At 59.1% G+C, this 25521-nt stretch carries 23 protein-coding genes, 2 pseudogenes and 1 riboswitch; of the genes and pseudogenes, 10 read left to right on the forward strand and 15 right to left on the reverse strand.

The features are described 5' to 3' along the window. Positions 1-60 precede the first annotated feature (60 nt). The 3 genes from ACSQ9D_RS32550 to ACSQ9D_RS32560 all read right to left on the reverse strand — a co-directional run bounded on the left by ACSQ9D_RS32550 (position 61) and on the right by ACSQ9D_RS32560 (position 2679). A complete protein-coding gene (locus tag ACSQ9D_RS32550) occupies positions 61-1098 on the reverse strand; it encodes a DUF5666 domain-containing protein (RefSeq protein ID WP_436285868.1) in 1038 nt (345 codons plus the stop codon). After that, positions 1095-1943, reverse strand: coding sequence for a DUF6502 family protein (locus tag ACSQ9D_RS32555; protein WP_436285869.1), 849 nt, complete (start codon positions 1941-1943; stop codon positions 1095-1097). The genes ACSQ9D_RS32550 and ACSQ9D_RS32555 overlap by 4 nt, the downstream gene beginning before the upstream one ends. Positions 1944-2043: 100 nt before the next feature. Next, positions 2044-2679 carry a TetR/AcrR family transcriptional regulator gene (locus ACSQ9D_RS32560; RefSeq protein ID WP_436285870.1) on the reverse strand — a complete coding sequence of 212 codons (636 nt, stop codon included), beginning with the start codon at positions 2677-2679 and terminating at the stop codon, positions 2044-2046. A gap of 444 nt (positions 2680-3123) precedes the next feature. Here ACSQ9D_RS32560 and ACSQ9D_RS32565 point away from each other — a divergent pair, with 444 nt between their 5' ends. Further along, entirely contained in the window at positions 3124-4419 is a 1296-nt protein-coding gene (locus tag ACSQ9D_RS32565) for a flagellar hook protein FlgE (RefSeq protein WP_436285871.1), read from the forward strand. A gap of 109 nt (positions 4420-4528) precedes the next feature. On the opposite strand, the pseudogene ACSQ9D_RS32570 reads toward ACSQ9D_RS32565, so the two are convergent. Beyond that, a pseudogene (locus ACSQ9D_RS32570) lies at positions 4529-5013 on the reverse strand (helix-turn-helix domain-containing protein); the annotation flags it as partial. A gap of 338 nt (positions 5014-5351) precedes the next feature. Between ACSQ9D_RS32570 and ACSQ9D_RS32575 the strand changes: the two are divergent. Continuing rightward, positions 5352-5519, forward strand: a complete 168-nt coding sequence (locus ACSQ9D_RS32575) for a hypothetical protein (protein WP_436285872.1) — start codon at positions 5352-5354, stop codon at positions 5517-5519. A 216-nt stretch (positions 5520-5735) separates the two neighbouring features. Here ACSQ9D_RS32575 and ribB read toward each other — a convergent pair whose 3' ends face one another. The 7 genes from ribB to ACSQ9D_RS32610 form a co-directional block, all read right to left on the reverse strand. Further along, positions 5736-6365: a 3,4-dihydroxy-2-butanone-4-phosphate synthase gene (gene ribB, locus ACSQ9D_RS32580; RefSeq protein WP_436285873.1), complete on the reverse strand. Its 630-nt coding sequence runs from the start codon at positions 6363-6365 to the stop codon at positions 5736-5738. A gap of 113 nt (positions 6366-6478) precedes the next feature. Beyond that, positions 6479-6626, reverse strand: a riboswitch (FMN riboswitch). Between the two features lie 107 nt (positions 6627-6733). Next, positions 6734-7516, reverse strand: coding sequence for a glucose 1-dehydrogenase (locus ACSQ9D_RS32585; protein WP_436285874.1), 783 nt, complete (start codon positions 7514-7516; stop codon positions 6734-6736). 68 nt (positions 7517-7584) lie between these two features. After that, positions 7585-8322, reverse strand: coding sequence for a triose-phosphate isomerase (gene tpiA, locus ACSQ9D_RS32590; protein WP_436285875.1), 738 nt, complete (start codon positions 8320-8322; stop codon positions 7585-7587). A gap of 4 nt (positions 8323-8326) precedes the next feature. Beyond that, positions 8327-9115, reverse strand: a complete 789-nt coding sequence (locus ACSQ9D_RS32595) for an SDR family oxidoreductase (RefSeq protein ID WP_436285876.1) — start codon at positions 9113-9115, stop codon at positions 8327-8329. Positions 9116-9136: 21 nt separating this feature from the next. Further along, positions 9137-10615: a sugar ABC transporter ATP-binding protein gene (locus tag ACSQ9D_RS32600; RefSeq protein ID WP_436285877.1), complete on the reverse strand. Its 1479-nt coding sequence runs from the start codon at positions 10613-10615 to the stop codon at positions 9137-9139. Between the two features lie 27 nt (positions 10616-10642). Further along, positions 10643-11572, reverse strand: coding sequence for a sugar ABC transporter substrate-binding protein (locus tag ACSQ9D_RS32605; RefSeq protein WP_436285878.1), 930 nt, complete (start codon positions 11570-11572; stop codon positions 10643-10645). A gap of 117 nt (positions 11573-11689) precedes the next feature. Continuing rightward, a complete protein-coding gene (locus ACSQ9D_RS32610; protein ID WP_436285879.1) occupies positions 11690-12670 on the reverse strand; it encodes an ABC transporter permease in 981 nt (326 codons plus the stop codon). A gap of 212 nt (positions 12671-12882) precedes the next feature. On the opposite strand from ACSQ9D_RS32610, the gene ACSQ9D_RS32615 reads away from it, so the two are divergent. From ACSQ9D_RS32615 to ACSQ9D_RS32630, 4 genes are all read left to right on the forward strand, one after another. Continuing rightward, positions 12883-13692, forward strand: a complete 810-nt coding sequence (locus tag ACSQ9D_RS32615) for a transketolase (protein ID WP_436285880.1) — start codon at positions 12883-12885, stop codon at positions 13690-13692. Then, positions 13692-14648 carry a transketolase family protein gene (locus ACSQ9D_RS32620; protein ID WP_436285881.1) on the forward strand — a complete coding sequence of 319 codons (957 nt, stop codon included), beginning with the start codon at positions 13692-13694 and terminating at the stop codon, positions 14646-14648. Before ACSQ9D_RS32615 ends, ACSQ9D_RS32620 begins: the two co-directional genes overlap by 1 nt. Before the next feature lie 66 nt (positions 14649-14714). Further along, on the forward strand, positions 14715-16181 hold the full coding sequence (locus ACSQ9D_RS32625) for an FGGY-family carbohydrate kinase (RefSeq protein ID WP_436285882.1): 1467 nt from the start codon (positions 14715-14717) through the stop codon (positions 16179-16181). Between the two features lie 21 nt (positions 16182-16202). Further along, positions 16203-17156: a sugar-binding transcriptional regulator gene (locus tag ACSQ9D_RS32630; protein WP_436285883.1), complete on the forward strand. Its 954-nt coding sequence runs from the start codon at positions 16203-16205 to the stop codon at positions 17154-17156. A 459-nt stretch (positions 17157-17615) separates the two neighbouring features. Here ACSQ9D_RS32630 and ctlX read toward each other — a convergent pair whose 3' ends face one another. Beyond that, positions 17616-18548 carry a citrulline utilization hydrolase CtlX gene (gene ctlX, locus ACSQ9D_RS32635; RefSeq protein WP_436285884.1) on the reverse strand — a complete coding sequence of 311 codons (933 nt, stop codon included), beginning with the start codon at positions 18546-18548 and terminating at the stop codon, positions 17616-17618. A gap of 10 nt (positions 18549-18558) precedes the next feature. Further along, a complete protein-coding gene (locus tag ACSQ9D_RS32640) occupies positions 18559-19614 on the reverse strand; it encodes an ornithine cyclodeaminase (RefSeq protein ID WP_436285885.1) in 1056 nt (351 codons plus the stop codon). Positions 19615-19760: 146 nt separating this feature from the next. On the opposite strand from ACSQ9D_RS32640, the gene ACSQ9D_RS32645 reads away from it, so the two are divergent. Beyond that, the gene (locus ACSQ9D_RS32645; RefSeq protein WP_132591229.1) at positions 19761-20198 is read left to right on the forward strand and encodes an Lrp/AsnC family transcriptional regulator; all 438 of its coding nucleotides are present in this window, start codon (positions 19761-19763) and stop codon (positions 20196-20198) included. Positions 20199-20406: 208 nt separating this feature from the next. Here the strand turns inward: ACSQ9D_RS32645 and ACSQ9D_RS32650 are convergent, their stop codons facing one another. Beyond that, positions 20407-22269 (reverse strand): TPR end-of-group domain-containing protein, encoded by a 1863-nt coding sequence (locus ACSQ9D_RS32650; RefSeq protein ID WP_436285886.1) that lies wholly within the window; start codon positions 22267-22269, stop codon positions 20407-20409. A gap of 666 nt (positions 22270-22935) precedes the next feature. Between ACSQ9D_RS32650 and ACSQ9D_RS32655 the strand changes: the two genes are divergently transcribed. From ACSQ9D_RS32655 to ACSQ9D_RS32665, 3 genes are all read left to right on the forward strand, one after another. Further along, a complete protein-coding gene (locus ACSQ9D_RS32655; protein WP_436285887.1) occupies positions 22936-23286 on the forward strand; it encodes a hypothetical protein in 351 nt (116 codons plus the stop codon). A 200-nt stretch (positions 23287-23486) separates the two neighbouring features. Then, on the forward strand, positions 23487-24053 hold the full coding sequence (locus tag ACSQ9D_RS32660) for a hypothetical protein (RefSeq protein ID WP_436285888.1): 567 nt from the start codon (positions 23487-23489) through the stop codon (positions 24051-24053). 161 nt (positions 24054-24214) lie between these two features. Next, positions 24215-24538, forward strand: coding sequence for a hypothetical protein (locus ACSQ9D_RS32665; RefSeq protein WP_436285889.1), 324 nt, complete (start codon positions 24215-24217; stop codon positions 24536-24538). A gap of 187 nt (positions 24539-24725) precedes the next feature. Here the strand turns inward: ACSQ9D_RS32665 and ACSQ9D_RS32670 are convergent. Next, positions 24726-25301 (reverse strand): annotated as a pseudogene (locus ACSQ9D_RS32670) (transglutaminase-like domain-containing protein); the annotation flags it as partial. Positions 25302-25521 lie beyond the last annotated feature (220 nt).

Raw genomic sequence — 25521 nt, forward strand, 5'->3', positions numbered from 1 at the left:
CGGCTACCCAGTCATGCGCACGTCCAATGCTCACTAGGAACACTTCATGTTTGTTGGCGTCTAGTCCGGCGGTGGCCCGGGAGGATCGCCCATATCGGATGGCGGTCCTCCCGGCGGCGGCCCGCGTCGGCCAGGTGGCGGCCGCCCCATGCCTGGACCATCTGGCGGAGGGCCGCCCGGTCGGTTGGGATCAAATGCAGGACGCCTGTCAGGTGCACCCGGTCCGCGGGCCTCGAACATTCCACCCGATACGGGTAGATCAAGGAAAGCGCGCCCCTGGTCTGCCAGAACGCCTGCACCTCTTTCGCGTACGTGGATTCCGAGGCCTGCCCGTAGGCTTGAACCGTTTCGCTCGATAAAGGTCTCTATGTTGACGACGCCCGCCTGAAGGCCGGGCACAATCTCCTCCGCACTGACGCGCGCTGGCCGCCACTGGCCGCCCCGCATAGCGAATCTGACAACAACACGTTTTCCATTGAAGCTGCGCGACAACCGGCCAATCGCAAATCCTGCAATACGGGCCTGTCCGTCGTTGAACTCCGCGACACCCCTCAGCGCGGGAACCGCAGACCTCTTACGCCGCTCTACGCGGCTCGCGACAATGGTGCCGTCGGGTCTGCGAATTCCGAAGACAGCGACGACCTGTCCAAGCGCCACACGTGGCAGGCGCTCTACCTTGCTCAAGTCTATGCGCTGCGCAAGAACGGTCATTTGCCGCTTGCCGATTGCTGAAACGGGGCCGGCGACTTCACTGGTTATATGGATTGCCTGAGCACTTTGCCCATCGAGCAGTACTCGAACGACATGGCCAAGGCGCATGTCACCCGCATCGACGCGTTGACCATCGATAAAGACCGGGACGTCGCGTGCGTAAGGAACATGTCGACCGTTGACGATTATGCTGCCGAAGCCGGTGATCGTGCCAACGATGCCGGTGCCACCGATCCCATGATCTTCACCACCGACGATGGATTGACCGGTACCTCCGATGCCGTGATCGTGGGGTCGAGTCCTTTCCGCGGCGTTCGCCGCCAGCGCCGCAGGCAGGCAGGCGATTCCCAGCAAGAACTGACGTCGCAAAAGAACCGACGGCTTCATTCGTCGCTCTCCCCGCCACCCGACTCAACCGGGCTATCTTTCGCTTGCATGACGTAGACGCCAGCGATCCAACGCCGATTTCCGCCGGAATCGTTCTCGATGGCACCATTGGCTAGCCGATTGAGCCGCAAAAGCATCGCCATGGCTTCTTCGCGACTCGCCTCCTCCAGCCGCGCGGCGAGCGCATCGGAAATGTTATTGTAATGGACGGCTCGCTCGAAAAACGGGGGTGCCTCGGCAAGGATGTTCTCTACGGCCGCAGCCGCATGATCATGAAGGTTGCGCGTAAAATAGTGCCGTCTCGTTTCGGCATCCCCGCTGGAAATGAGAGAGGCTGCGCTCAGATGAACGCGATCCTGATCGTCGACCATCGCAAGCCCGCGATCAACCCATTCATCCAGTACAGCTCTTGGATGAAGATCACGAGTGACTTCGGCAACCAGACTCTCAAAGGAGAAATCTCCGTCTGACGAAACGCGAGGCAGCGCCTTGGCAATACCTGCCTCATCGCAGGCACGGGGATCAGCAAGCCAGCGAGCGATGATCCGGCTCGTTCGGGAAGCCGGCGCAGGCAGGGATTCGACCGTCAATTCGCTCACCCGAAGACGGCTTATGTCCTTGCGATGGATGCCGGTGAGCAATGATATGCGACTGTCGGTCTGCTTCTTGTCCGGTAAAGCAAAGTCTGTTTCAGCGACCTCGACAAAGAGGCGCCGCATCAAGCCCGAAAACGCGACAAAGTTCAGTCCGCTCGCCAAGCACAGCCGCACTATTGGCCTGAGGACGCGCACAAGTGTTCGCTGAAGAGCCTCTTCTGAAAATGGAGCTTTAGGCCGTTGCTTCATTATCTGAACGCTCGCATCCACAGACCTCGGTGATGAAACGTAACCAAAGCCTGATCAAGTCCCTTAGCGATGAACCTTAGTACTTATGCGTACCCAAAAATCAAGGTGCTGTGCCTCTCAGAAAAACCATGATGCACAGCCATAGGTGTTCCCTCTCCTGCTCCGGGCTGCTCCATCCATCGGGCGGGTTCATGCCTCCGAAGATCATGTCCATCAACAGGCGCGCACCACTCAGCGGATCGTCGAGGCGCAGCAAGCCTTTCTCGACCTGCGCGCTTAGCCATTCGGCCAGGTCTTGCCTGGAGCGAAGAACCTCGCTTGTACCCAGCGCTTCCGCCAGTTCGGGAATAACAGACGAGTCTCTGACAATCGTCCGGACAAGGATTGCCTGATCGTCGTCGTCCCGGTCAATGCGGAATATCCTGGCGATCGTCTCCTCGATCGGCGCCTGCTCGTCAATCGGCCGCGGCAGCGCAAGGAGCCTTTGTTCGGAGATGTTGGTTGCAGCGACAAACAATTCCTGCTTGCTGGGAAACAACCGGTACAGAGTCTGCTTCGATATCTGACAACGCGTTGCCACGATATCTGTCGTTGTACCTGCGTAGCCAAGCTCAGCAAACGCCTGTCGTGCGGCTTCGATTATCTGCAGACGGCGAGTTGCCTCATCAGAGGTCGGAGGACGACCACGGGACCGCTTCACTTGCCGTTGATCAAGTCTTTGTTCAGGCGCGTTCACGGGCTTCGCCAATCCGTTGCTGATACCTAGACGCAAAGTGGTCGGGCGCCGGATGCATTGACCTGCACGACTTCGCGCAGGCTACAAATCACGACATTCGAAGCAACGTCAACCACTTGCCACTAAATAAGCGAACGCCGGCAGGACTTTCCACGGTTTTGCGGTGTAACCGCTGTCGATCGAAGTTCAACCCGTCAGCCACAGAAAATAATAGATGATTTCAGGGATTGAAGACGTTAAGGCTGCATTTAAAGTACCAAGAAGTACCATAATGATTCGCCGCTGAATCTGCCACTCGGCTGGACGTAGCGGTGCGCACGGATGATCCGCTGCGAACTCGCCCAGTCCTCATCGCGCTTCGCGTCGGCATGCGTTTGCCGTCCGGTCTTCCTGTGCGCCCAGATGACGGCATGTCCCTTCACTCCTCACGAAAGGAAAAATGCCATGAGCATCTTCGGCAGCATGAAAACCGCAGTATCGGGAATGAACGCGCAGGCCAACCGCTTAAGCACCGTCGCTGACAACATAGCCAACGCCAACACAACGGGCTATAAGTCGGTATCGACGTCTTTCTCCTCGCTCGTCCTCCCTTCCACGACCGGCAACTACAACTCTGGCGGCGTGCAAACGTCGGTCCGCCAGGCCGTTGCCGAACAAGGTGACATTTCCTACACCACCTCCGCCTACGATCTTGCAATTTCTGGCGACGGTTTTTTCATCGTCAACGGCGCGGATGGAACACCCGTCTTGACGCGCGCCGGAGATTTCTCCGTCGACGCGAATGGCAATCTCGTCAACAGCGCCGGATTTACGCTGATGGGCTACTCCTATGACTCGGGAGCGCCGGCGGTCGTCGTCAACGGCTTCGATGGCCTTGTACCGGTCAACGTGGCCCAGTCCGGTCTCAGTGCAATCGCTTCGACCTCGGCCTATTTCAGCGGCAACCTCGATTCAAGCGCTGAGGTTGTTTCAGACCCCAGCGCACTTCCAAGCGCAAACGACGCGACGACTGTCACCGACGACACCAAGAAGATGTCGCTTGTCGCCTACGACAGCCTTGGCAACACGGTGCAGTACGACTATTACTTCACCAAGACTGGCGAAACGACAGACGCCAGTGGTGCCATCACCGGCACCACCTGGGAAGTCGCCGCCTACCGCAATGCTGATGCCAGCACTGGCAGCACGACGTCCTTCCCCTACTCCTCCAGTGCGGTAAGCGTGGCCAGCCTCAGTTTCGATGCGAACGGCCAACTGACCTCTGCAACCAACACCGACATCGTCGATCCCGTTACCGCTAAGACGATCACGATGGACTATTCGGGTTTCACTCAGCTCTCATCGGACTTCGCCGCAACAGGTTCGGCCGACGGTCAGGCGGCAAGCACGGTCAGCTCCGTCGGTATCGGCACGGATGGCGTCGTTACGGTCTCCTATTCGAACGGCACGACAAAGCCGCTCTATCAGATACCGCTCGCAACTGTTGCCAGCCCTGACAATCTCACATTGTTGAGCGGCAACGTATACAGCGCAAACGGTGCCTCTGGCGTGACGGTCACCGGCTTTCCGCAATCGAATGGCCTTGGCTCTATCCAATCGGGTGCGCTGGAAAGTTCGAACGTCGATCTCGCCGGCGAACTGACCGAAATGATCGAAGCCCAGCGTTCCTACACGGCCAATTCCAAGGTGTTCCAAACGGGCTCCGACATCATGGACGTGCTCGTCAACCTGAAGAGATAAGGATAACCCGTAATGTGACGGGCTGGACATCACCGGGATACGGCCGAGACTGAGAGCCCTTTCGCAATGTGCTGTAGGCGAAGTTGGAGTAGCGCGATGATCCATCGGATCAAACCGCCGGCGTCTTCGTCTCCTGATGCAGATGGCGCCGGCGCCACGCGGCAGGTGCCTCGCCGTGCGCTTGCGGAAGAAGCGGGAGAAATAGGCCGGGTCCTCGAAGCCGGTCTCTCGGCCTATGTCTTCCACTGAGCGGACGGTAAAGAGGAGCAGGCGCCTCGCCTCCAGGAGGCGCCGCTCCAGAAAAAGCTCCTTGACCGAGAGGCCGAAAACCTCGCGGGCGGCCTTGTCGAGCAGGTGCGGTGTCGTTGCGAGCGCCTCGACATATCGGCCGACGGTCCAGTCCTCCTTGAAGTGAATGTCGATCGCGCGACGAAGCGCAAGCCCGAGGGCAACCGTCGGCGAGGTCGAAGGCAGCGCGACGACGCCCCCGAGGCGATCCATCAGCGACAGTACCACGCCGATCAGCCCGGACAGCACCTTCTCGCCCTCCGCGCAGTGCTCGCGATATTCCTCGAGGATCATGTCGAGGAGCGTTTGAAAGCCAGCCGAATGAACAGGACTGAGGGCGCATCGACGCTCTTGCCGAAAGGGAAGGTTGGATCAACGGTATACTCGGCCCCATCGACGCTTCTCGCGGAGGTTCTGAAGGCGCTCACAATGCAAGCGGCCGCCTATCGGCGACCGACGCTGACGATGAGAGAATTGATCGAAAGACTTGCATAGACGTCACCACGGTTCGCCGAACAGGCGCTCAAGGCTCTAGATCGCCGTTGATTATAGTCGTGATGTGGCCTGTTCAGCGTGCTTGGCATTCTGGTCGGCTTGTTTTTCATGAACAGGATCGATCGGCGCGTCATGTTGTTGGGGGGGTTGTGCTGACCACCACATTCCATCTCCTGATCGGCCTCACAGCGCTCCTCATGCCGGGTATAACCCTTAAGCCATATGCCATCCTGCTTTTCGTAGTCGGCTTCGTCTTTTCGATGCAGGGCACGATCGGCCTGCTCGTATGGTGGCCGCTCGCGGAGATGTCCCGCTGAAGATTCGCAGCTTTGCCAAAGGAGTGTGCGTCTTCATGCTATGGATTGCAAATGCCGTTGTCGCATTTGCATTTCCTCCGACCGTGCAGATGCTCGGAAGACAATTTCCTGCGCGTTCTCAGTGGATCCGAGAATGGCTCGAAATGCTGACCCATCAGTACGGGCGCCGATTCAAGAGGGAGATCGCATCCCAACCGAACGCGATCTCTACGAAGTTCAAGCCGCTCTCTCGGATAAGGTCATCGCGGTCCTATAGGCTATCAAGTCTTCGATCGTAACTAGATGAAGGCGATGGCGCTCAGCAAACGCCTCAAGTTCCGGTAATCGCGACATCGTGCCGTCGTCGTTGGCCACTTCGCAGATCACCCCTGAGGGTGACAAGCCCGCGAGCCTTGCAAGATCCACCGCCGCCTCTGTGTGGCCGGGACGAGACAGCACCCCATTGGAATGAGCGCGAAGCGGAAAAATATGACCCGGGCGCGCAAAATCCTCGGGGCGTGTACCGTCCTTGACGAGTGCTCGAACGGTGGCAGCTCGGTCGGCGGCAGATATCCCGGTCGTCGTTTCCGGAATGTAGTCCACGGAAACGGTGAAGGCGGTCTTGAGCACTTCGGTATTGCGCGGCACCATCAGAGGAATATCGAGCTCGTCGAGCCTCTCGCCTTCCATCGCGACACAGATGAGGCCACGCGCGTGGTTCATCATGAACGCGATCGCCTGCGGAGTAATTGCCTCTGACGCAATCACGAGATCACCTTCGTTTTCCCGGTCACGGTCATCGACAACGACGACAATTTCGCCGCGCGCAATCGCGGCCACCGCATCGTCAATTTTGGAAATCGTCACTTTCTTGCCTTTCAAGGGTTAGCCGTTGTGAGCGGCGTGCATGGCCTGTCAAAGCCACCATTTTCCCTTGGGCGAACAAGCGTCCGGTTCCGCTCATAGAGCGGAGTCGTCTGCATTGCTCTCTTCCATCCGGACTGTAACCGTCGGCTCCGGCATCTCACCGGATCTGCTGACCCTCCGTTTATCCAACGAAGGCGCTCGCGGGCTCCGAGTTGCCTCGATACCGCCGGTGGGGAGTTGCACCCCGCCCTGAGAACACCAATAACATAGGGGATCGATGCGTTGTTTTGCAAGAGGCTTCCAGCCGCCGAGCGATCGAGAATCTGATTCTTCCTGGTGAACGCACCGTTCCCCATTGTTGAATAAAGCTACGACATGATCAGGCCGCCATCGACATTGATCGTCTGGCCGGTGATGTAGGCAGCATCGTCGCTGGCGAGGAAGGTGACGAGACCGGCGACGTCCTCGCCCGATCCTGCCCGCTTCATCGGAATGCCTTCGACCCATTCCTTCATGAGTTCCCCAGGGCCATAGTTGCCGAGGAGCTTTCCCCAGGCCTGATCGTTGTAGGCCCACATGTCCGTCTCGATGATGCCAGGGCAGAAGGCGTTGACGGTGATATTTTCGGTCGCGACCTCCTTGGCAAGGCTCTGGGTGATCCCGACGACCCCCATCTTCGATGCGGCGTAGTGTGGCGTATAGATGAAGCCGTCGCGCGCTTGGCCGGAGGCGGTGTTGATGATGCGGCCGCCGCGTCGATGCTTACGCATGCGCAGAATTGCTTCTTGTGCGCACAAGAAGACGCCCTTCGTGTTGACCGCCATGACTTTGTCCCACTCGCCTTCCGTCATGTCTTCGATGCGGGCGATGGTGATGACGCCGGCGTTTTGGATGGACACGTCGACAGTGCCGAAAGCCTTCTCCGCCGCGTCATAGAGTGCCTTTACGCTAGTTTTGCTAGTGACGTCTCCGACGAATGAGACAGCATTGCCGCCATCCGCCTTGATCTGCTCGGCGACTGCATGGACCGACTCTTCATTGGCGGAGACCACTAGATTGGCCCCTTCCCTGGCGAAGCGCTTGGCGATCCCAGCACCGATGCCGCGGCTGCCTCCGGTGATGACGACGGTCTTGTTTTCGAAGCGTTTCATACTCTCTTCCTTTCGCGGTGGCTGACGATATCGGGCGCAAAGCAGCCCCAAGTGCGTCACGCCGACTTTCAAACGGCTGCCGATATGATCCCAGCGAACTCGGTCGCCTTCAGCGATGCGCCCCCGACCAAGGCTCCATCCACGTTTGCCGCCCCGAAGATGTCGGCGGCATTCGAGGCCTTCACAGAGCCACCGTAAACAATCCTTACGTTGCGCCCATCTTCGCCCAGCCGTTCTTCGAGCATCTGCCTTATCGAAGAATGGATCTCCTCGATCTGCTCTATGGTCGGAACCAGACCGGTTCCAATCGCCCAGACAGGTTCGTATGCAACGACCATGTTCGAACTGGAGGCACCCGCTGGAACTGAAGCGCGTAGCTGTCCGCCAACGACTTCGATCGCCTTTCCGTCACCGCGTTCACGACGGGTCTCACCGACACAGATGATTGCGGTCAGTCCGGCCGTGTGAGCTGCAGTGACCTTGGTCGCGACTATGGCATCGGTCTCGTGGTGGAATATGCGACGTTCGGAATGACCTAGAATTACGAAGCGTGCGCCCGCATCGACGAGCATCTCCGCCGACACCTCTCCAGTGTAGGCGCCCGAAATCTGCGGGTGGCAGTCCTGGGCGCCAATAGCGACGGTCGAATCCTTTGCTCGTTCGGCGGCCTTTTCTATCAGCGTGAAGGGCGGGCAGACGACGATATCGCACGCCGCCTCGCCCGTGAGCCCCTTCAGCGCCTCGATCTCAGCCAGGGAGGAAGCGAGACCGTACATTTTCCAGTTGCCAGCAACCAACTTTCTCATCACATCACCAGCAGCAAAAGCCGCCGTCGACAAGCAGGTCAACGCCCGTCACAAAGCTTGCCGCATTCGACAGCAGGAACACCGCCGGACCGACCATTTCGTCGACGGTTGCCATGCGCTGCATTGGCGTCTGCTCTTCGAAGAGTTTGGTCTGATGGATCATCTCCGGACGCGTGTTCATCGGCGTCGCAGTGTATCCGGGCGAGATTGTGTTGACGCGGATGCCGCGGTCGACCCATTCCATCGCCACGGATTTCGACATATGAATCACGCCGGCCTTGGAAGCGTTGTAATGCGCCTGGCTCAGTCCCCGATTGACGATCACGCCGGACATGGAGGCGATGTTGACGATGGACCCGCCTCCGTTCTTCAACATGGCGCGAGCCTCGGCCTGGCAAGAAAGGAAGACCCCTTTCAGGTTGATGTCCATCAACGTCTGGTATTGTTCCTCCTCCATCTCCTCGGCGGGGTTCGCATTGGCGATACCTGCGGCGTTGACTGCAAGTGTCAGTGCACCGAGTTCCGCCTCAATGCGGGCCACCGCATCTCCAAGGGAAGACTTGCTCGTGACGTCGGCTGCGATCTGGATAGAACGACGGCCAGCAGCCTGAATGTGCTCAGCGGTATTGGCCAGCCCGTCGTCGGTTCGACGGTCGAGCAGCGCGACGTCGGCGCCGCACTGTGCGAGGCCGATGGCAATGCGCTGCCCAATCCCGCTGCCGGCGCCGGTCACGATTGCGACCTGGCCGCTGAGATCGAAAAGCTTCGGGGCGTTCAGAGTGATGTCGGACACCGCTCTTCCTTTCTCTGTCTGTTAGATTGTAGCTAGCTCCATGACCGAGACGTCATTTGCCTCGTCACGATTGAGAATGCCTGCCTGCTTGCCCTGGGCAAGCACGAGAATACGATTGGACACGCCGAGAACCTCCTCGAGGTCCGAGCTCACGACGATGACCGCGACGCCCCGTTTCGCAAGATTGACGATGATGTCGTAGATGCCCGCTCGGGCGCCGACGTCGATGCCTCTCGTGGGTTCGTCGAGCACAACGACCTTGGGATCGCGCATAAGCCATTTCGCGATCACGACCTTCTGCTGGTTGCCGCCGGACAGGTCCGAGGCATACTGCTCGGCGCGACCCTTTACGCCGAACTTGGCGACCGCCTTTTCCGCGAACGAACGCTTGACGCGCGGCGTGATCCAACGCCCGCCCAGCTTGTCGAGGTTGGCGTAGATGATGTTCTCGCCGATCCGGTGGCCGACTACCAGGCCCTGGTCCTTTCGGTCTTCCGGAACCATTACGATCCCTTTGGCGATCGCGTCCGCAGGATCGCGCAGCCTAAGTTCTTCGCCTTCCAGCCTGATCGAGCCTGCGCTGATCGGATCCGCCCCCGAAATGGCGCGGACAAGTTCCGTGCGGCCGGCGCCGACCAGTCCGGCGATTCCAAGGATTTCTCCTCCCTTGACGTCGAAGGTAACGTCGCGGAACGAATTGTCAGGAGAACTCAGCCCGGACACCTGAAGTACTGGCCGATCGGTCGGAACCGGCAGCGTTGGGAACAAGCGGTCAAGCGAGCGTCCGACCATGCTCTCGACGATGGTTCGCACGGGTGTCGCGCTGTCGGCGAATTCCTGCACGCGCTCCCCGTCGCGAAGTACGACGATCCGGTCGGTGATCTTTTTGATCTCCTCCATGCGGTGGGAGATATAGATGATGCCAACGCCCTCCGACCGAAGCTTCCTAACCTGTTCGAAGAGAGCTTCCGTCTCCGCGCCGCCAAGTGCCGCCGTCGGCTCGTCGAGGATCAGGAGTTTCGCATTGAGAGCCAACGCCTTCGCGATCTCGATGAGCTGTTGATTTGCGGTCGAAAGCCCTGCGACTTTCCGCGTTGCCGGTATGTGAAGGTTCAGGCGAGCGAGCTGTTCCTGGGCGCGACGAACCATCTGGGCACGGTCGACGACGCCGTTCTTCATGGGCCAACGTCCTATGAAGACGTTCTCCGCGATGGAGAGCTGCGGCAGAAGCTGCAGCTCCTGATGGATCAGGACGACGCCCTTGTCGATCGCCTCTCTTGGGGTGGCGGGGGCATAGGGCTGCCCCAGCCATGTCATCGACCCTTCGGATGGCGTGCGTGACCCGGCGATGATGCCGGAAAGCGTTGACTTGCCTGCTCCGTTCTCACCGAGAAGTGCAACCACTTCGCCCGGATAGACGTCCAAGCTGACATTCTTCAGAACCTGGAGCGGTCCATACCACTTCGATATGCCCTTCAGGGAAAGAACCGGATCAGTCACGGCAACCTCCTCGAGACCTTGACTATATTACGGGTGGCTGGCGATGAAGCCTGCGACGTTTTCCTTTGTCGTCAGCGTGGCGTCCATAAGCTGTACCGGAGGCACCTTGTCTCCGGCGACGAGCTTGGCGGCGTTTGCCACCGCATCGCGGCCCATCTTCTGCGTCTGCTGTGTCGCAGTCACGTCGAAGACGCCCTTGCCCAGAGCTTCGAGTGCTGCAGTGTCGCCGTCGAAGCCGCCAACCACGATCTTCTGGGAAGGATTGGCGACCTTGATGGCCTGCGCGGCGCCAAGTGCGAGCGCGTCGGCCTGCGCGAACACGATCGAGACGTCCGGATTTGCCTGGAGCATGTTCTGCATGATCTGGAAGCCCTCGTCCTGGCTCCAGATGTTCGAGTACTGTTCGGCAACAACCTTTACATCAGGATTTGCCTTGAGGGACTCGGCACATCCCTTGGAGCGGTCCACCTCGGGCGTCGTGCCCTTCTGACCATGAATGATGACCATTTTGCCCTTGCCACCGGCTTGCTTCAGAATGTAATCGCAGACGGCCTTGGCGGACGCTACGGAATCCGTTGCAAGGAAGGTATCGCCCGGTGCGCCGTCGGCGTTGCGGTCGACGTTCACCACCGGAACGCCGGCACTCTTGGCAAGTTTGACCGGAACGGTCGCAGCGGCGGCTCCCGCCGGAATGTAGATCAGTGCATCGATGTTCTGGGTCAGAAGGTCCTGGATCTGGTTGACCTGCGTCGGTCCGTCGCCCTTAGCATCGACGGTGACGACTTCGATTCCACGCTTTTTGGCTTCGTCTTCGACCGACTGCTTGATCTGATTGAAGAAATTTGCCTGAAGGTTGGCAACGGCGAGGCCGAGTTTCTTCAGCTCCGCGGCGTGTACAGGTCCGAGCGTAAGACCGAGTAGTGCGGCAGACGCGAGCATGGTGCGCGCAATTTTCATTGTATTTCCTCCGTTGTTTGATGGGACCCTCGGGTAATACCTCCCCCTCGGGGTATTGATCCGCTCCAACCCTTTGGGGCGGAATTCCAGGGCTTCGCCGACCTGGCGGCCCCTTCGTCAGGCGCGACGCCGACGAATAGTCTCCGCGCCGACCGCAAGTACGATGACGATTCCGATGATCACCTGCTGAAGGAACGGCGAGACATTGAGAAGGTTGAGACCGTTACGAAGGACACCGATGATAAGGACACCGATGAGCGTCCCTCCGATACCCCCGGCGCCGCCGGAGAGCGAAGTGCCGCCGATAACGACCGCAGCAATTGTATCTAGCTCATAGCCGAAACCACTGGACGGCTGGACAGAGTCAAGGCGGGCGGCGAGCACGATGCCTGCGAGTCCTGCAAGGACCGCACTCGCCACGTAAACGCCGATCGTCACGAGCTTGACGTTGATGCCTGCGAGGCGGGCGACCTCCGGATTTCCACCCACTGCGTAGAGCATGCGACCTTCGGAACGGAAATGCAGGAAAAGCCAGGCCACGAGGACGACGGCAAGCATCAGGAAGACAGTGGCCGTCAGCACGCCGAAATGGCGGTCGATTGCGAGCATCATGAACCAGTCGGGGAATCCTACGATCTGCTGACCATCCGTGATCATGTTCGCGACGCCGCGCGCTGCGGACATCATGGCCAGAGTGGCGATGAACGCCGGAACCTTGAACTGCGTCACGAGCAGGCCGACGATCAGCCCCGAAATGCCGGAGGCGACCAGGCCGAAAGCGATCCCGACGGCAAGTGGAAGGCCGGCGATGTTGGCGCTCCAACCCATCACCATCATAGCGAGCGCAAGCACCGAGCCGACCGAAAGATCGATGCCGCCGATCAGGATGACGAAGGTCATTCCAACCGCCATGATGCCAAGGACGGTGATCTGATCGAGGATGTTGAGGCCGTTTCGAACTGAGAGAAACGCGTCTGTGCTGAAGCTTAGGAAGACGCAAAGTGCGAGCAGCCCCACGAGTGGACCGGTAGCTCCCTTGACTTTGCTAAGCCAGGTGCCGGCCGAAAGCCTCTGTTCATTGATATCGAGCGCCACCATCGTTCCTCCCTAGGTCTAGGCTGGTAGTCAATATTTGTTCAGGGCAGAATAATTATGCACGCCTGCTGGAAAATTCATTAACAAGTTGGTTTATGGCTGTCAACAACATTTGTCCGTGCTCCTGCTGGCATGATGTTTGCCTGAGGGGGTTGACTAAACGCGCTCGTGTGCAAAAATATTGATGATTGAATATTTATGCATGAGAGGAACCCATGGATACGACAGAACTCGAGCGCCTCGCTCGCGAGATCCGATTGCGCGATCTTCAGGCAGTCTTCGAAGCAGGTGCCGGCCATATCGGCGGGGAGATGTCGGTCATCGATATCCTGACGGCCCTCTATTTCCGCGTGCTGAACGTTTGGCCGGACCAGCCGAAGCACCCCGCTCGGGACAGGTTCGTTCTTTCCAAGGGGCATACGGCGTGCGCCCTGTACGTGACGCTCGCAAAGCGCGGTTTCATTCCGGAAGAGGAGATTTCCACCTTCCTGCAGCCGCACTCGAGACTGAACGGGCATCCCAACTGCAACAAGGTTCCAGGTGTCGAAACGAACACCGGCCCGCTCGGCCATGGTCTGCCGGTTTCGGTGGGCATGGCGAAGGCCGCCAAGCTCTCCGGCGCAAAGTATCATACGTACGTTGTCACCGGCGACGGCGAGATGCAGGAAGGTTCCAACTGGGAGGCGATCATGGCCGCGGCGCAATTCAAGCTGGATAACCTGACGCTGGTCATCGACCACAACAGGTTCCAGCAGGGCGCCGCTCTGGCCGACACCAACGATCTCGCGCCGCTCCGTCCGAAGCTCGAAGCCTTCGACTGGCAAGTCACCGAGATCAACGGAAACAAAATGAGCGAGGTCGTCCCGGCCCTCGAACACCGGGGATCGCGACCACATTGCATCGTGGCCCACACCAACAAGGGTCATGGAATCTCGTTCATGCAGGACAGCGTCGACTGGCACCACAAGGTCCCGAGCAAGGAACAGTACGAAATCGCATTGGCAGAACTGTCGGAGGCACTGTGATGAACGCGCCAGTAAACGCACCCAAGCTCTACGATTGCCGCGACGCGTTCGCAGCGACGCTCGAGCGCCTGGCAGCCGAGAACGAAACGATCGTCGCGGTCTGCAACGACTCCGTAGGCTCCTCCAAGCTCGGCGGCTTCAAGTCGAAGTTCCCGGAGCGCCTGGTAAATGTCGGCATCGCGGAACAGAACATGGTCGGCGTTGGGGCAGGCCTCGCCAACGGCGGGCGCCTTCCATACGTCTGCGGCGCCTCTCCCTTTCTAACCGGACGATCGCTGGAGCAGATCAAGGCCGACATCTCCTACTCGAATGCAAACGTTAAGCTCGTAGGCATTTCCTCTGGGATGGCCTATGGCGAGCTGGGGCCGACCCACCATTCGATCGAAGACTTCGCCTGGACTCGCGTCCTGCCCAATCTTCCCGTGATCGCGCCCTGCGACCGCATCGAAACCGCCGCGGCCGTCGAGTGGGCGGCGACCTACCACGGGCCATGCTTCCTCCGCCTTTCGCGCGTGGGCGTGCCCGACCTTCTTCCGGAAGGTCACACGTTCGAGCTTGGCAAGGCAAATCTCCTGCGCGACGGTTCGGACGTCACGCTCATTGCCAACGGCACTTTGACGCATCGCATGGTGAAAGCGGCCGAAATCCTTGCAGAACGTGGAATCAGCGCCAGGGTGCTCAACCTTGCAACGGTTCGCCCGATCGATGAGGAGGCCATCATTGCAGCGGCGAAGGAAACGGGTGCAATCGTCACGGCCGAAGAGCATTCGATCTTTGGCGGGCTTGGCTCTGCGGTTGCCGAAGTAGTGGTCGACAATGCTCCGGTCCCGATGAAGCGTCTGGGCGTTCCCGGCATCTACGCTCCGACCGGATCGGCGGAGTTCCTACTCGACGAGTTCGGCATGGCACCGTCGGCGATCGCCGACGCCGCGCAGTCGCTGATCAAGCGCAAGTAAACTGGTAGCACCTAATCAAGCCGGGGCGCACTCCGCCGCCCCGGCCGTATGATCTGGGAGGATACGATGCGGGCTATTCTGGCGATCGACCAGGGCACGACCAATTCCAAGGCGGTTCTCGTTTGCGAAAAGGGAGAAGTCGTCGCCAGAGGCTCGGCCCCTGTCGGCATCTCCTATCCGAAGCCCGGCTGGGTCGAACAAGACCCGCGCCGGCTCTACGCCTCGGTCTGCGAAGCAATCGACGCCTGCTTGAAGGCCATACCCGATGTGACCATCGAAGCCGTGGCGATTTCCAATCAGCGCGAATCGGTCACCGCCTGGGACGCCGACACGGGAGAAGCACTTGGCCCGGTGCTGAGCTGGCAGTGCCGACGCACGGCGCCCGATTGCGAGCGTCTACTTGCCGAAGGTCGTCTTGACCGTGTGCAGGCGCTCACAGGCCTCCCCTTGGACCCAATGTTCCCCGGTTCGAAATTCCGATGGCTGCTCGAGCGTGTGCCGACAGGCCGATCGGTCCGGCTTGGAACGATCGATAGTTGGCTCGTACACTGCCTGACCGGCGGGAGCCGGCACGTCTGCGATGCCTCGAATGCTGCCAGAAGCCAGTTGTTCGACCTCCAGGAGCAGAGATGGAGTGAGGAACTCGGAGAGATTTTCGGCGTCGATACTGCACTCCTCCCGGAGGTGCTCGACAGCTCTGCGGATTTTGGTGCAACACAAGGGCTTCCGGGCGTACCGGACGGCATACCTATCAGGGCCGCAATCGGCGATAGCCATGCCGCCCTGTTCGGTCATGGAGCATTCAAACCGGGCGATGGCAAGGTAACCTTCGGAACAGGCTCCTCGGTGATGACGACACTTCCTCGGTTCATCGCCCCGCGCAACGGCGTCACGACCACTGTCGCATGGCGCATCGGTGGAAAGCCGACTTTCGCCTTCGAAGGCAACATTCTCGTTTCCGCCGCAAGTCTCCCCTGGATGACGGGCATTCTCGGCCTCCCTGACGTGGCCGCCTTGGTCGACCTGGCGGCGACCGCCGAACCAGGAGGACCAGGCTTCGTGCCCGCCTTCGTAGGACTGGGCGCACCCTACTGGAACTCCGACGCACGGGCCCTGTTCTCGCAGATCAACTTCAGCACGACGCGTGCCCAAATGGCGCGCTCAGTGACGGACTCGATCGCCTTCCAGGTCCACGACGTGATCGCTGCCATGCGCGCGCAGAGCGGCGGCGAACTCGGCGCCCTTTATGTCGACGGTGGACCAAGCCAGAACCGTTTCCTCATGCAGTGCGTCTCGAACCTTGTCGAACACGCCGTCATTCAATGCGAGGCGCCTGAGGCGTCGGCACTGGGTGCCGCATATCTGGCGGGACTGTCACTCGGCCTGTGGAGCGATCTCGGGGTCATCGCGGGACTGCCCCGAAGCAAGCAGATCATTGCCCCGGAACGCGTGGATCGAGAAGCGCTCCTGAATACCTGGAATGATGCTCTCGCCCGCTCGACGTCGCGCCAAACACCGGCTAAAGGTGAATAAAAATTCACACCGGGATCAGCGATGTCTCGCCTCAACGAACTCCGCCTCATTTCAAGAGTCGCCCAGATGTATCACATCGAGGGACGGCGACAGGCGGAGATCGCACAGCATCTTCGGCTGTCGCAGGCAACAGTCTCACGGATGCTGAAGCGCGCTGAGGCGGAGGATATCGTCCGGACGAGCGTCATCCCGCCTGTTGGCACCTACAGCGAACTCGAGGCGGGCCTCCGTGAGAGGTACGACCTGCCCGAGGCAGTTGTTGTGGAGTGTACGGAAGACCGCGACGGAGCCATCATGGCCCGGATCGGCGAAGCGGCAGCTCATCTTCTGGAGGTTACACTTGCCCCCGGAGAGATCATCGGGGTTTCGAGTTGGAGTCAAACCATCTTCAAGATGGTGGAAAACATCCACCCTCAGAAGAGCGCGCAGGCGAAATACGTCGTTCAGACCCTCGGCGGCATGGGCGATCCATCGGTGCAGACCCACGCGACCCAACTTACGACACGGCTTGCGCGGCTGACCGGTGCGGAGCCCAAACTTCTTCCTGTACAAGGAGTGACCACCTCGCGAGAGGCAAAGCTCCTCATGCAGTCCGATCCATTTGTCAGAGAGACGATGGACTTGTTTGGCAGCATCACGCTTGCGATTGTAGGCGTCGGAGCCGTCGAACCCTCAGAACTTCTCGCACGGTCGGGGAACATCTTTTCGTCGCGGGAGCTTGCTGATCTCGCGGAGGCGGGTGCCGTCGGCGACATCTCGCTCCGTTTCTTCGACAAAAACGGCAAAGCGGTGAAGACGCCCTTGGACGAGCGCGTTATCGGCATCCCGCTTGAGGATCTTGGGCGGGTCGATCGTGTCATTGCTTTGGCTGGCGGCTTAAAAAAGACGGCCGCTATTGCCGGTGCGCTGCGACTTGGGGTCATAGGTATGTTGGTGACTGACAAGTTCACCGCTCAGCGATTGATCGATCTATAGAATCGCTCCCTAGGCAACACCGAGCCCACCTAAAGCCGATCCCAGCGGCATAAATTCGGCTGAGCGCGTAATGGACCAGTTGTACATTCGTTGAACGGGTAGGTCATGTCGTGCGATGCCGGGACCTGATTTCGTCGTTCTCGTTCCCGGTGAAACGGAGTTTCCTCAGGGTCATCCGGAAACGCCTGAAACAGCGCTGCGCGAGCGCAATGCGCACTAGATGTCATCCCAGTGCGTGCGAGCCATGCATTGCCTCGCCGACGTGTATGCGGGTAAGCAAGCGTTGTCGCTGCTGAACACCGCCTCCAAGTGAGGAAATACCGGGAGCGGTCTGGTGCCATCAAATCGATGGGTCGGATACTCATGTTCTCAACCCATGACGAGCACTAATTACTGGGCCGCGTCAAAACTGCACCCGGTTTGATTGGCGTGTTCGGCTCGGGCCGTAACACTCTGCGCTTATGACCGCTGTACCAGGTGGATACCTGCCAGCGTGCAACGGACCGATCCGCCCGCTTTTTCGATCGTCGGAATATCAAGGGCGACGGGTTTGACGCTTTCCTCGATCACGGCGAGCTGATCCCGGTCGAGCGAGGCTAGCGCCGTGGTCGAAAGCGCCAGGATACGACCATCCTTTCCTTGAAGCTCAAGGGCGTTGCCGGCAAACCGCGAAATCTGCTCGTTGGTGAGCGCAACGATACTCCGGCCGGAACGCTCCAGTCTGGTGACGATCTCCTGCCGTCTGGCAGGATCGGTCATCATCTCCAGCCCGATCATGGCGAAATCGGTGGCCATGCACATCAGGACATTGGTGTGATAGACCGGCACGCCATTTTCGTCGCGGGCGTCGAACACCATCGGCTCGTAATTGAAATGGGTCGAGAAGCGTTCGAGCGCGATCGGATCGGTGCGGTCGGAGCGTACCGCATAGGCGACCCGGTCGATGTGGTCGAGGACCATGGCACCGGTGCCCTCCAGAAAGAGCCCGTCGGGTTCAAGGCCCGAATAGTCGATGACCTCCTGCACCCGATAGCGGGTCTTCAGCATTTCGATGACGTCGCTGCGCCGTTCGCGGCGGCGGCTGACGGCCTTCATCGGATAGATCGCGACGTGACCGCCGGCATGGGTGGAGAACCAGTTGTTGGGAAAGACCGAATCCGGTGTCTGCCGACCCGTATCCTCGAAGAGATGCACCCCGACGCCGTGACGTCCGAGCGTGCCGGCTGCCTCAGTTATTTCACCATAGGCGACGGACGACAGATCCTCCCTCAAGTCCTGACTGGTTTGGAAATGGTTGTCGGCCGCCGTTTCCGTGTTCACGGTAAAATGGTGCGGACGCACCATGACGACCGCGGAGGGCGCCTGGATGGAATAGGCTGAATGTCGCGGCATCGTTTTGCTCCTATGCCTGCCTTGCCCGCTGCAGCATGCCGAACAGATCACGCGGATCGTCGGGGTCGGCGATGATGTCGAGGTCCTGGTAGAGCCCTGTGCCCTTGAGCCTGTCGCGGACGTAGCGGAGCGCGGAAAAATCCTCGATCGCGAAACCCACGCTGTCGAATAGGGTGATCTGGCTGATATCGCGCCGCCCCTGCGCCTGCCCGGTGATGACCTTCCACAATTCCGTAACAGGGTAGTCCGGCTCCATCTGCTGGATCTCGCCCTCGATGCGCGTCTGCGGCGGATATTCGACGAAGGTGTCGGCGCGCAGCAGGATATCGCGATGCAACTCGGTCTTGCCGGGGCAGTCGCCGCCGATAGCGTTGATGTGGACGCCGGCGCCGATCATGTTGTCGGTGAGGATCGTCGCATATTGCTTGTCGGCGGTGCAGGTGGTGATGATGTCGGCGCCTTCGATTGCGGATTGCGACGAGGTGCAGGCGGTGACCGTCAATCCGGCGCCCGACAGGTTGCGCACCGTCTTTGCCGTCGCCAGCGGATCGATATCGTGGAGCCTGATGTGATCGATGCCGCAGACAGCCTTCATGGCAAGCGCTTGAAATTCTGCCTGCGCGCCGTTGCCGATCATCGCCATGGTGCGCGCACCCTTTGGTGCCAGATGCCGTGCCGCCATGGCCGAGGTGGCGGCGGTGCGAAGCGCTGTCAGCAGCGTCATTTCAGTCAGCAGTACCGGATAGCCGGTCGAGACTTCCGCCAGGAGGCCAAAGGCGGTGACGGTCTGCAGGCCCTGCGCCATGTTCTTCGGATGGCCGTTCACATATTTGAAGCTATAGATCTCGCCATCCGAGGTCGGCATCAGCTCGATCACGCCCTCGCGGGAATGGGAGGCGACCCGCGGTGTCTTGTCGAAGAGCTCCCAGCGGCGGAAATCCGTCTCGATGACGTCGGTGAGCTCGGCCAGTAAGGTTTCCAGCCCGATATGGTGGACGAGCCGCATCATGTTCTCGACGCTGACGAAGGGTACGAAGGCTTTTTCCGATGGAAGGGGTGACGGCATCACGAATTCCTCTGGCGCTGAGCTTATAGAGGAAGGTTAGCGTTCCCAAGTGTTGGCCGAAAGCGCAAAATTGTGCTAGTTCCGGCAGTCGATTGTACAATTTGTTCAGTCAGCTTGCATAAATTCATCAGCCTGGAGCGGGAAGCATGGATGTCGCGAAATATTCGCCGGATGATCTCGACCGCCGCATCATCGGCCATCTTCGCGCTGATGGACGGGCATCGTTGACCAAGCTTTCGCATGCGCTCGGCGTTGCGCGCGGGACTGTGCAGAATCGACTGGACCGCTTGATCGAGACGGGGACGCTGCTCGGATTTACCGTGCGGGTGAGAGAAGACTACGATCTGAGCGCGGTGCATGCGGTGATGATGATCGAGGTCGTCGGAAAGTCGACGACGCAGGTCATTCGCAAGCTGCGCGGTCTGACGGAGATTTCCGCGTTGCACACGACCAACGGCAATTGGGATCTCGTCGCCAATATCCGGGCGGCGAGTCTTGCCGATTTCGACCGCGTTTTGCGCGAAGTGCGTATGATCGATGGCGTTGCCAACAGCGAAACGAGCCTTCTGCTGAGCAGCGTTTGACAAGCAGAGATGTCATCGATACCTCCGCCCTCGTCGCGATCGCCCTGGACGAACCGGAAGCAATCGACCAAACACCAAGCGATGGCGTGCGGCGTATAGCGCGCGTTGCCTTGATCGCTGGAAGTTGCGCTGCAAGCGCGGGACCCCCTGAACCTGATCGTGGCAATGTCAGGCGACGACACGTGATGACCTCCGCGGTCGCCTGCGATTAAGGAGAGGCCAGCGTGGTTCTCTCAACCAGTCTTTTGTAACGTGGGTGATTCCGGATCGGATCAAGGTCTGGATCCGTGCTCCACCAGAAGCGATGCACGGAGGCTATCGGAATGACCTTCTCCAACAAATCAAGCGCAGGCTCATGTTCACCCATGTGCAGATAGGCGCATGCGATGTTATACATTGCATTGAGGTCATCCGGATCGATGGCCAAGGTTCGCGCCGCCCATTCCTTCGCGCGGTCCCGCTCACCGAGATACGCCAGCGCCAATGCCCCCAGTTGGGCAGGGCTTGAATTCTCCGGATGCAGAGTGAGTTCGCGTTCGGCCCGCTCCAGACCCAGCAGACCCGCTCTCTTCATGTCCGCCCGCCGTCCAAGCGCGAGATAGACGCATGTCAACAAGACAGCGGAGCGGTAGTCGTCGGACCGCACCTGCGTAGCCTTCTCGAACAGCTCGGCGGCTCTTTCGAAATCGCCCTCTTCGAAAAAGAAACGCGCAAAGAAGTAGTTTGCTTCGTGCAGATCAGGATCGAGCGCAAGGGCAAGCTTGAATTCGGCAGCGGCCTGTTCACGCTGTCCGCCATATTGGAGACCAAGGCCCCGCGCGGCGTGTGCGTCAGCCAGGTCCGGATCAAGTTCGAGCGCCTTTGCACTCGTTGCGAGAATGGTTTCGATTGAGACATCGGCATATCGCCAGGAGTGTAGGACAGAATCGCAAAGGGCGATGCCCGCATGGGCGCGCGCATAATCGGGATCGATCTCGGACGCCTTGGCGAACATGCGCCGCGCCAAGAGCATGTAGGATTTCGAACACATGTGCAGGAATTGCCGGCCCCTGAGGTAGTAGGTGTAGGCCTCGACATCCTCCGTCGGTGTTGCGCTGATTGCCACCTTTTCGTCCGGCAGCAACCTGACTTTCAACTGTTCGATGATGGCATGCGCGATTTCATCTTGTATGGCAAAGATGTCGGTGAGTTCGCGGTCATAGCGCTCCGCCCAGAGATGGCTTCCATCCCTGCCGTCGACAAGCTGCCCGGTCACACGAACGCGAGCACCGACCTTTCGAACACTGCCCTCCAACAAAAAGGTGACGCCGAGCTCCTGGGCCACCTGTTGTACCTTTACGGGTCTACCCTTGTAAGTGAACGTCGTGTTGCGGGCCACAACATGAAGGTTCGAAATCTTCGACAGGTCTGTGATGATGTCTTCAGTGATGCCGTCAGAAAAATATTCCTGCTCCGGGTCGCCGCTCATGTTGCTGAAGGGCAGGACCGCAATCGACGTTTTTTTGTGCGTGGGATATCCGTTCCGCAAATGGGGCTCGACGCGATCCGGTGACCCTCGATCAAAATTCACACGATAGCAGGCAATCGGCTCAGTGATGTTCTTTAAACGCTGATCGCCCATAGGCTCGAAGGCAAAGGCAAGTTTGCTTCCGACCTCCTTTCCTACCTTGCCTGAAACACAGATGCCGCCGGGGTCGGCGAGCGCTTGCAGACGGGCGGCAATGTTCACACCCTCCCCATAGCGATCCTCCCCTTCGACGATAACCTCGCCGAAGTTGATGCCAATGCGGATTTGCAAGGGGTTGCTTTCGGAACCGATGGCATTCCGCTCCGCCATACCGCGCTGAAGCGCGGCTGCGCATTCTACCGCATCGACGACGCTGCCGAATTCTGCGAGCAGTCCATCGCCCATCAATTTGAAAATGCGTCCGTTGTGCTTTTGAATTTCGGGCTCGAGCAATTCCTGGTGACCTGCCCTCACTCGTTGGAATGTGCCGGCTTCGTCAACCTCCATCAGCGCCGAGTAGCCGGCGATATCGGCGGCAAGAATCGCTGCAAGCTTGCGTTCCATGCTGGCCCCCTGCTGACCGCTGCTCTCCAACGCAGATAGTAGCATACGCTCCAAAGCAGACCCCGAACTAAAACAGAGTCACGAGATGGTCGCGGTCGTCAAAGGGTTTATCTCCGGCTTCTGTCGAAGTTCGACGAGTTTACGTGTCGCGACACCGGATGGAGTTCGAGCTGGTCGTCCGCAGGCGCTGCGTTGTCTGCAAGACCGGACGCTGCGGCGACCATCAATAACCTCCGACAAAACCGCAAGCCGATTGAGTTCGCGCTCGCTCATCAAAACCCGTCCCATCCTGCGTCTCCAAATCGCCGAAGCCAAGGGGAGCTGAGATTCCAACTTTTCACAAACAGGACACTTCGACGTTGCGGCTCCACATGACCTATCAGTCCATCTTTTTATGGAACGGGCTGCCTTGACCGCCTTCACGCGAAGCAAGTTTTTTAGCCCGGGAAGTGGTCTTTGCAGAAATGCTCGAAAGCATTTGTAATATCTACGAAAATTATTAGGGAGTGCGCATGCAGCACAGCTTGAATTGTCGAGTTTAAATAAAATTCAAATCATTAAAAAATTATACATTATTTTTAAAATTCCTATGTTTTATTAAAATTGTGTTATGATCTGTTATTGCCGCCAATCGGGTTGGCTCTTAATCGATAGATCGGAATTCTCGTGGAAAAGTTTCAATGGTTGAAACCAGCTTTAACTGGCGCGGTATGTGGAGCAATTGCTCTTGCCATCGTCGGCTTCTCCTGGGGCGGTTGGGTTACGGGCAGCAGCGCAAAGAGGTCAGCCGGTGTCGAACGGACATCTGCCATCGCCGCCGCCTTGACGCCTTATTGCCTCGAGCGGGCAAAAACTGACCCAGCCTCCGCCCAGATCATGGCAGAGTTAAAAGCGGCTGGAACATACGGCCGCTCAGACATCGTTAAGAAAGCCGGTTGGGCGACACCACTCGGCAGCACAGAGCCTAATGCAGATCTAGCCCAGGCGTGTCAGATTGCGCTTGGCACTGCCGGCTGATCTTCGCGGCGGTGCGCACTTGCCACCGCTCCGCCTCAAGCGCGAAGGCCTTTCCAAGGCATCGGCCGGCACCAACTGCTCCGTTGCCTATTCGGTTGCGTGGGTATGCGAACGGCGCAGGCTGAGTCATCCAGTAGTCTTGATCAGGGCATCACTGGTGGAGAGCTACAACCCTCGCCCCTGGCCGAAAGGAGGACGATATGTCGTCCGCCACTCCCGTTAAACATCTGACGTCCGTCGATCTGCAGTTTCTTCAGAAGATACTCACCGACGCGGAATACACCGGCAAAGTCTCAAGCACCGCGCCAAGGGACGTAGCCGCGAAACTGTTGGTGAAGCTGTTTCAACAAGGTGTGAAGGACCCTGCTGTCTTATCCGCTGAGCTTAGAAAGCACTTCGGCTATTTGCCCGGCGAAGCCGTGTTAAGCAAACCGATCAACAAAAACCGCCACGCTATTCAGGGCATTGTAACAACCCGAATCCCGCCGGTAAAAGAAGCAGGCGGCGCCCACACGTCGCAAGCTGTGGCGCCTCCGGAGGTGCTCTCTTCGGAAAATGATCGATTACAGGCCGACCTCACGCGAACGCGGAAATACCTGACAGATGATGCCCTCAATGTTGCAGCACAAGAGGCTCGGATCGCAGGTGCGTCGCTTCGCGGTGAACCGACGTCATTGGCGCAGCAGGAGCTTGCCGGGTATATTGCTCGGCAACGCTATCACCGCTTCGAATTGAACTTAGTCGAGGCGCGTATCAAAGCACGTTGAAGTTCCGCTCCGGCGTGTCGGCCACCACGGGTTCAGTCCTCTCCCCGCACGGCAAACTGGCTGAAACCCCAAGCCGCCCAACTTACATAAGTCCCTCCCGCACTTTGCGGAATGCCGACGCTGGCTGATGGATGGCGGCACGGTTCGAGAGGAAACAGGGAGTGAACATGCCCAGGGACAATATCGCCAATCCGGCCTCTTCCGCCAACAGGACACATCTCAGCGCCAGTGAGAAACGCCACGCGGCAAGTCGCTCGGCCCAGGAACTGGTCGCGCAGCCTTCCGCCGCGCGTGCAGCACCGGATACTAAAACGCCCGATGCTGCGGGCGGCGATGAACAATCGCCACCGCTAGCGCCTGACGGCATCGAGGTAGAGGAAAATGCCTCGCCGCGCGACGAGCTTCCGACCATCGAAGAGCTCGAGGTGGCGCGGGACAACCTTAGCAAAAAGATCGCCGCCGAAGGAGTCGACGGGAAAGACTGAGATCCGCCGCAATCCACCCAGATCCTAGGTCGGCGCCACCAGCCTTTCCCGCCCCTCCGGCGGGGCCCCGCATCAGCGCCCCATCAATCAGATGCTCCTGCACAGAAATCATCGGCCGCCGCCAACCTCATGCACGAGCCAGCCGAGCGTTTCCGCCGATCCTTATCCGCTATCAGCGGTCAATTGGTTAGGAGATCCAAAACTTACGTGGGCGATCAATTCTAAACGTTCTGGTAGAGATTTCCTCCGCGATGATTTCGAAGCGCTTCAGGATTGCAGGGCCGAACGCCGTCGACATTGCCACATCCGTTGCATCACGCCCGATGGCCATCAGCATTCGTCCGATGCGGGGCGTGTTGTGGTCGACCGTATACCATCGTCCACTCAAATAGACTTCGAACCACGCACTGAAATCCATCGGATTAGGATCTTTCGACACACCGATGTCGCCCAGATACCCTGTGCAGTACAGCGCCGGAATGTTCATGCAGCGGCAAAGTGCGATGGCGAGGTGGGCGAAGTCGCGGCAGACACCGGTCCGGTCCGTGAACCCGCCAAGGGCCGATCTGAGCGGGTCAGCCTTCATCTGGTCGAAGGCAATCCGGTTATGCGTGAAATCGAGAATCGCCTGCACGCGCGGCCAGCCGAGCGGCGTGTCGGAGAATGTCTTCCAGGCGAAATCCGCAAGGCGATCGGTATCGCAATAGCGGCTGCCAAGTAGGTAGACGAGCACGTCGTCGGGCAGATGGTTGATATCGTGCTCGAAATCGACTTGCCGCTAACGAGTCCTGCTCAAGTCGTTGGCATCATCGAAGGGAAAGCTGAGTGCCTGCATGTCTATGTCAAGATCGAGGGGAATCTGCGCTGTATGATCAAGGCGGATCCTCAATTTCAACGCGCAACTTGGACGACATAGCGGCAGTGTCGATCAATGCAATGCAGGTTCCAAAAACGCGTGAATTCAGCGGCGCGATCCGGTTGCG

Source organism: Rhizobium sp. LjRoot258 (assembly GCF_964254185.1).
Lineage (GTDB): Bacteria > Pseudomonadota > Alphaproteobacteria > Rhizobiales > Rhizobiaceae > Rhizobium.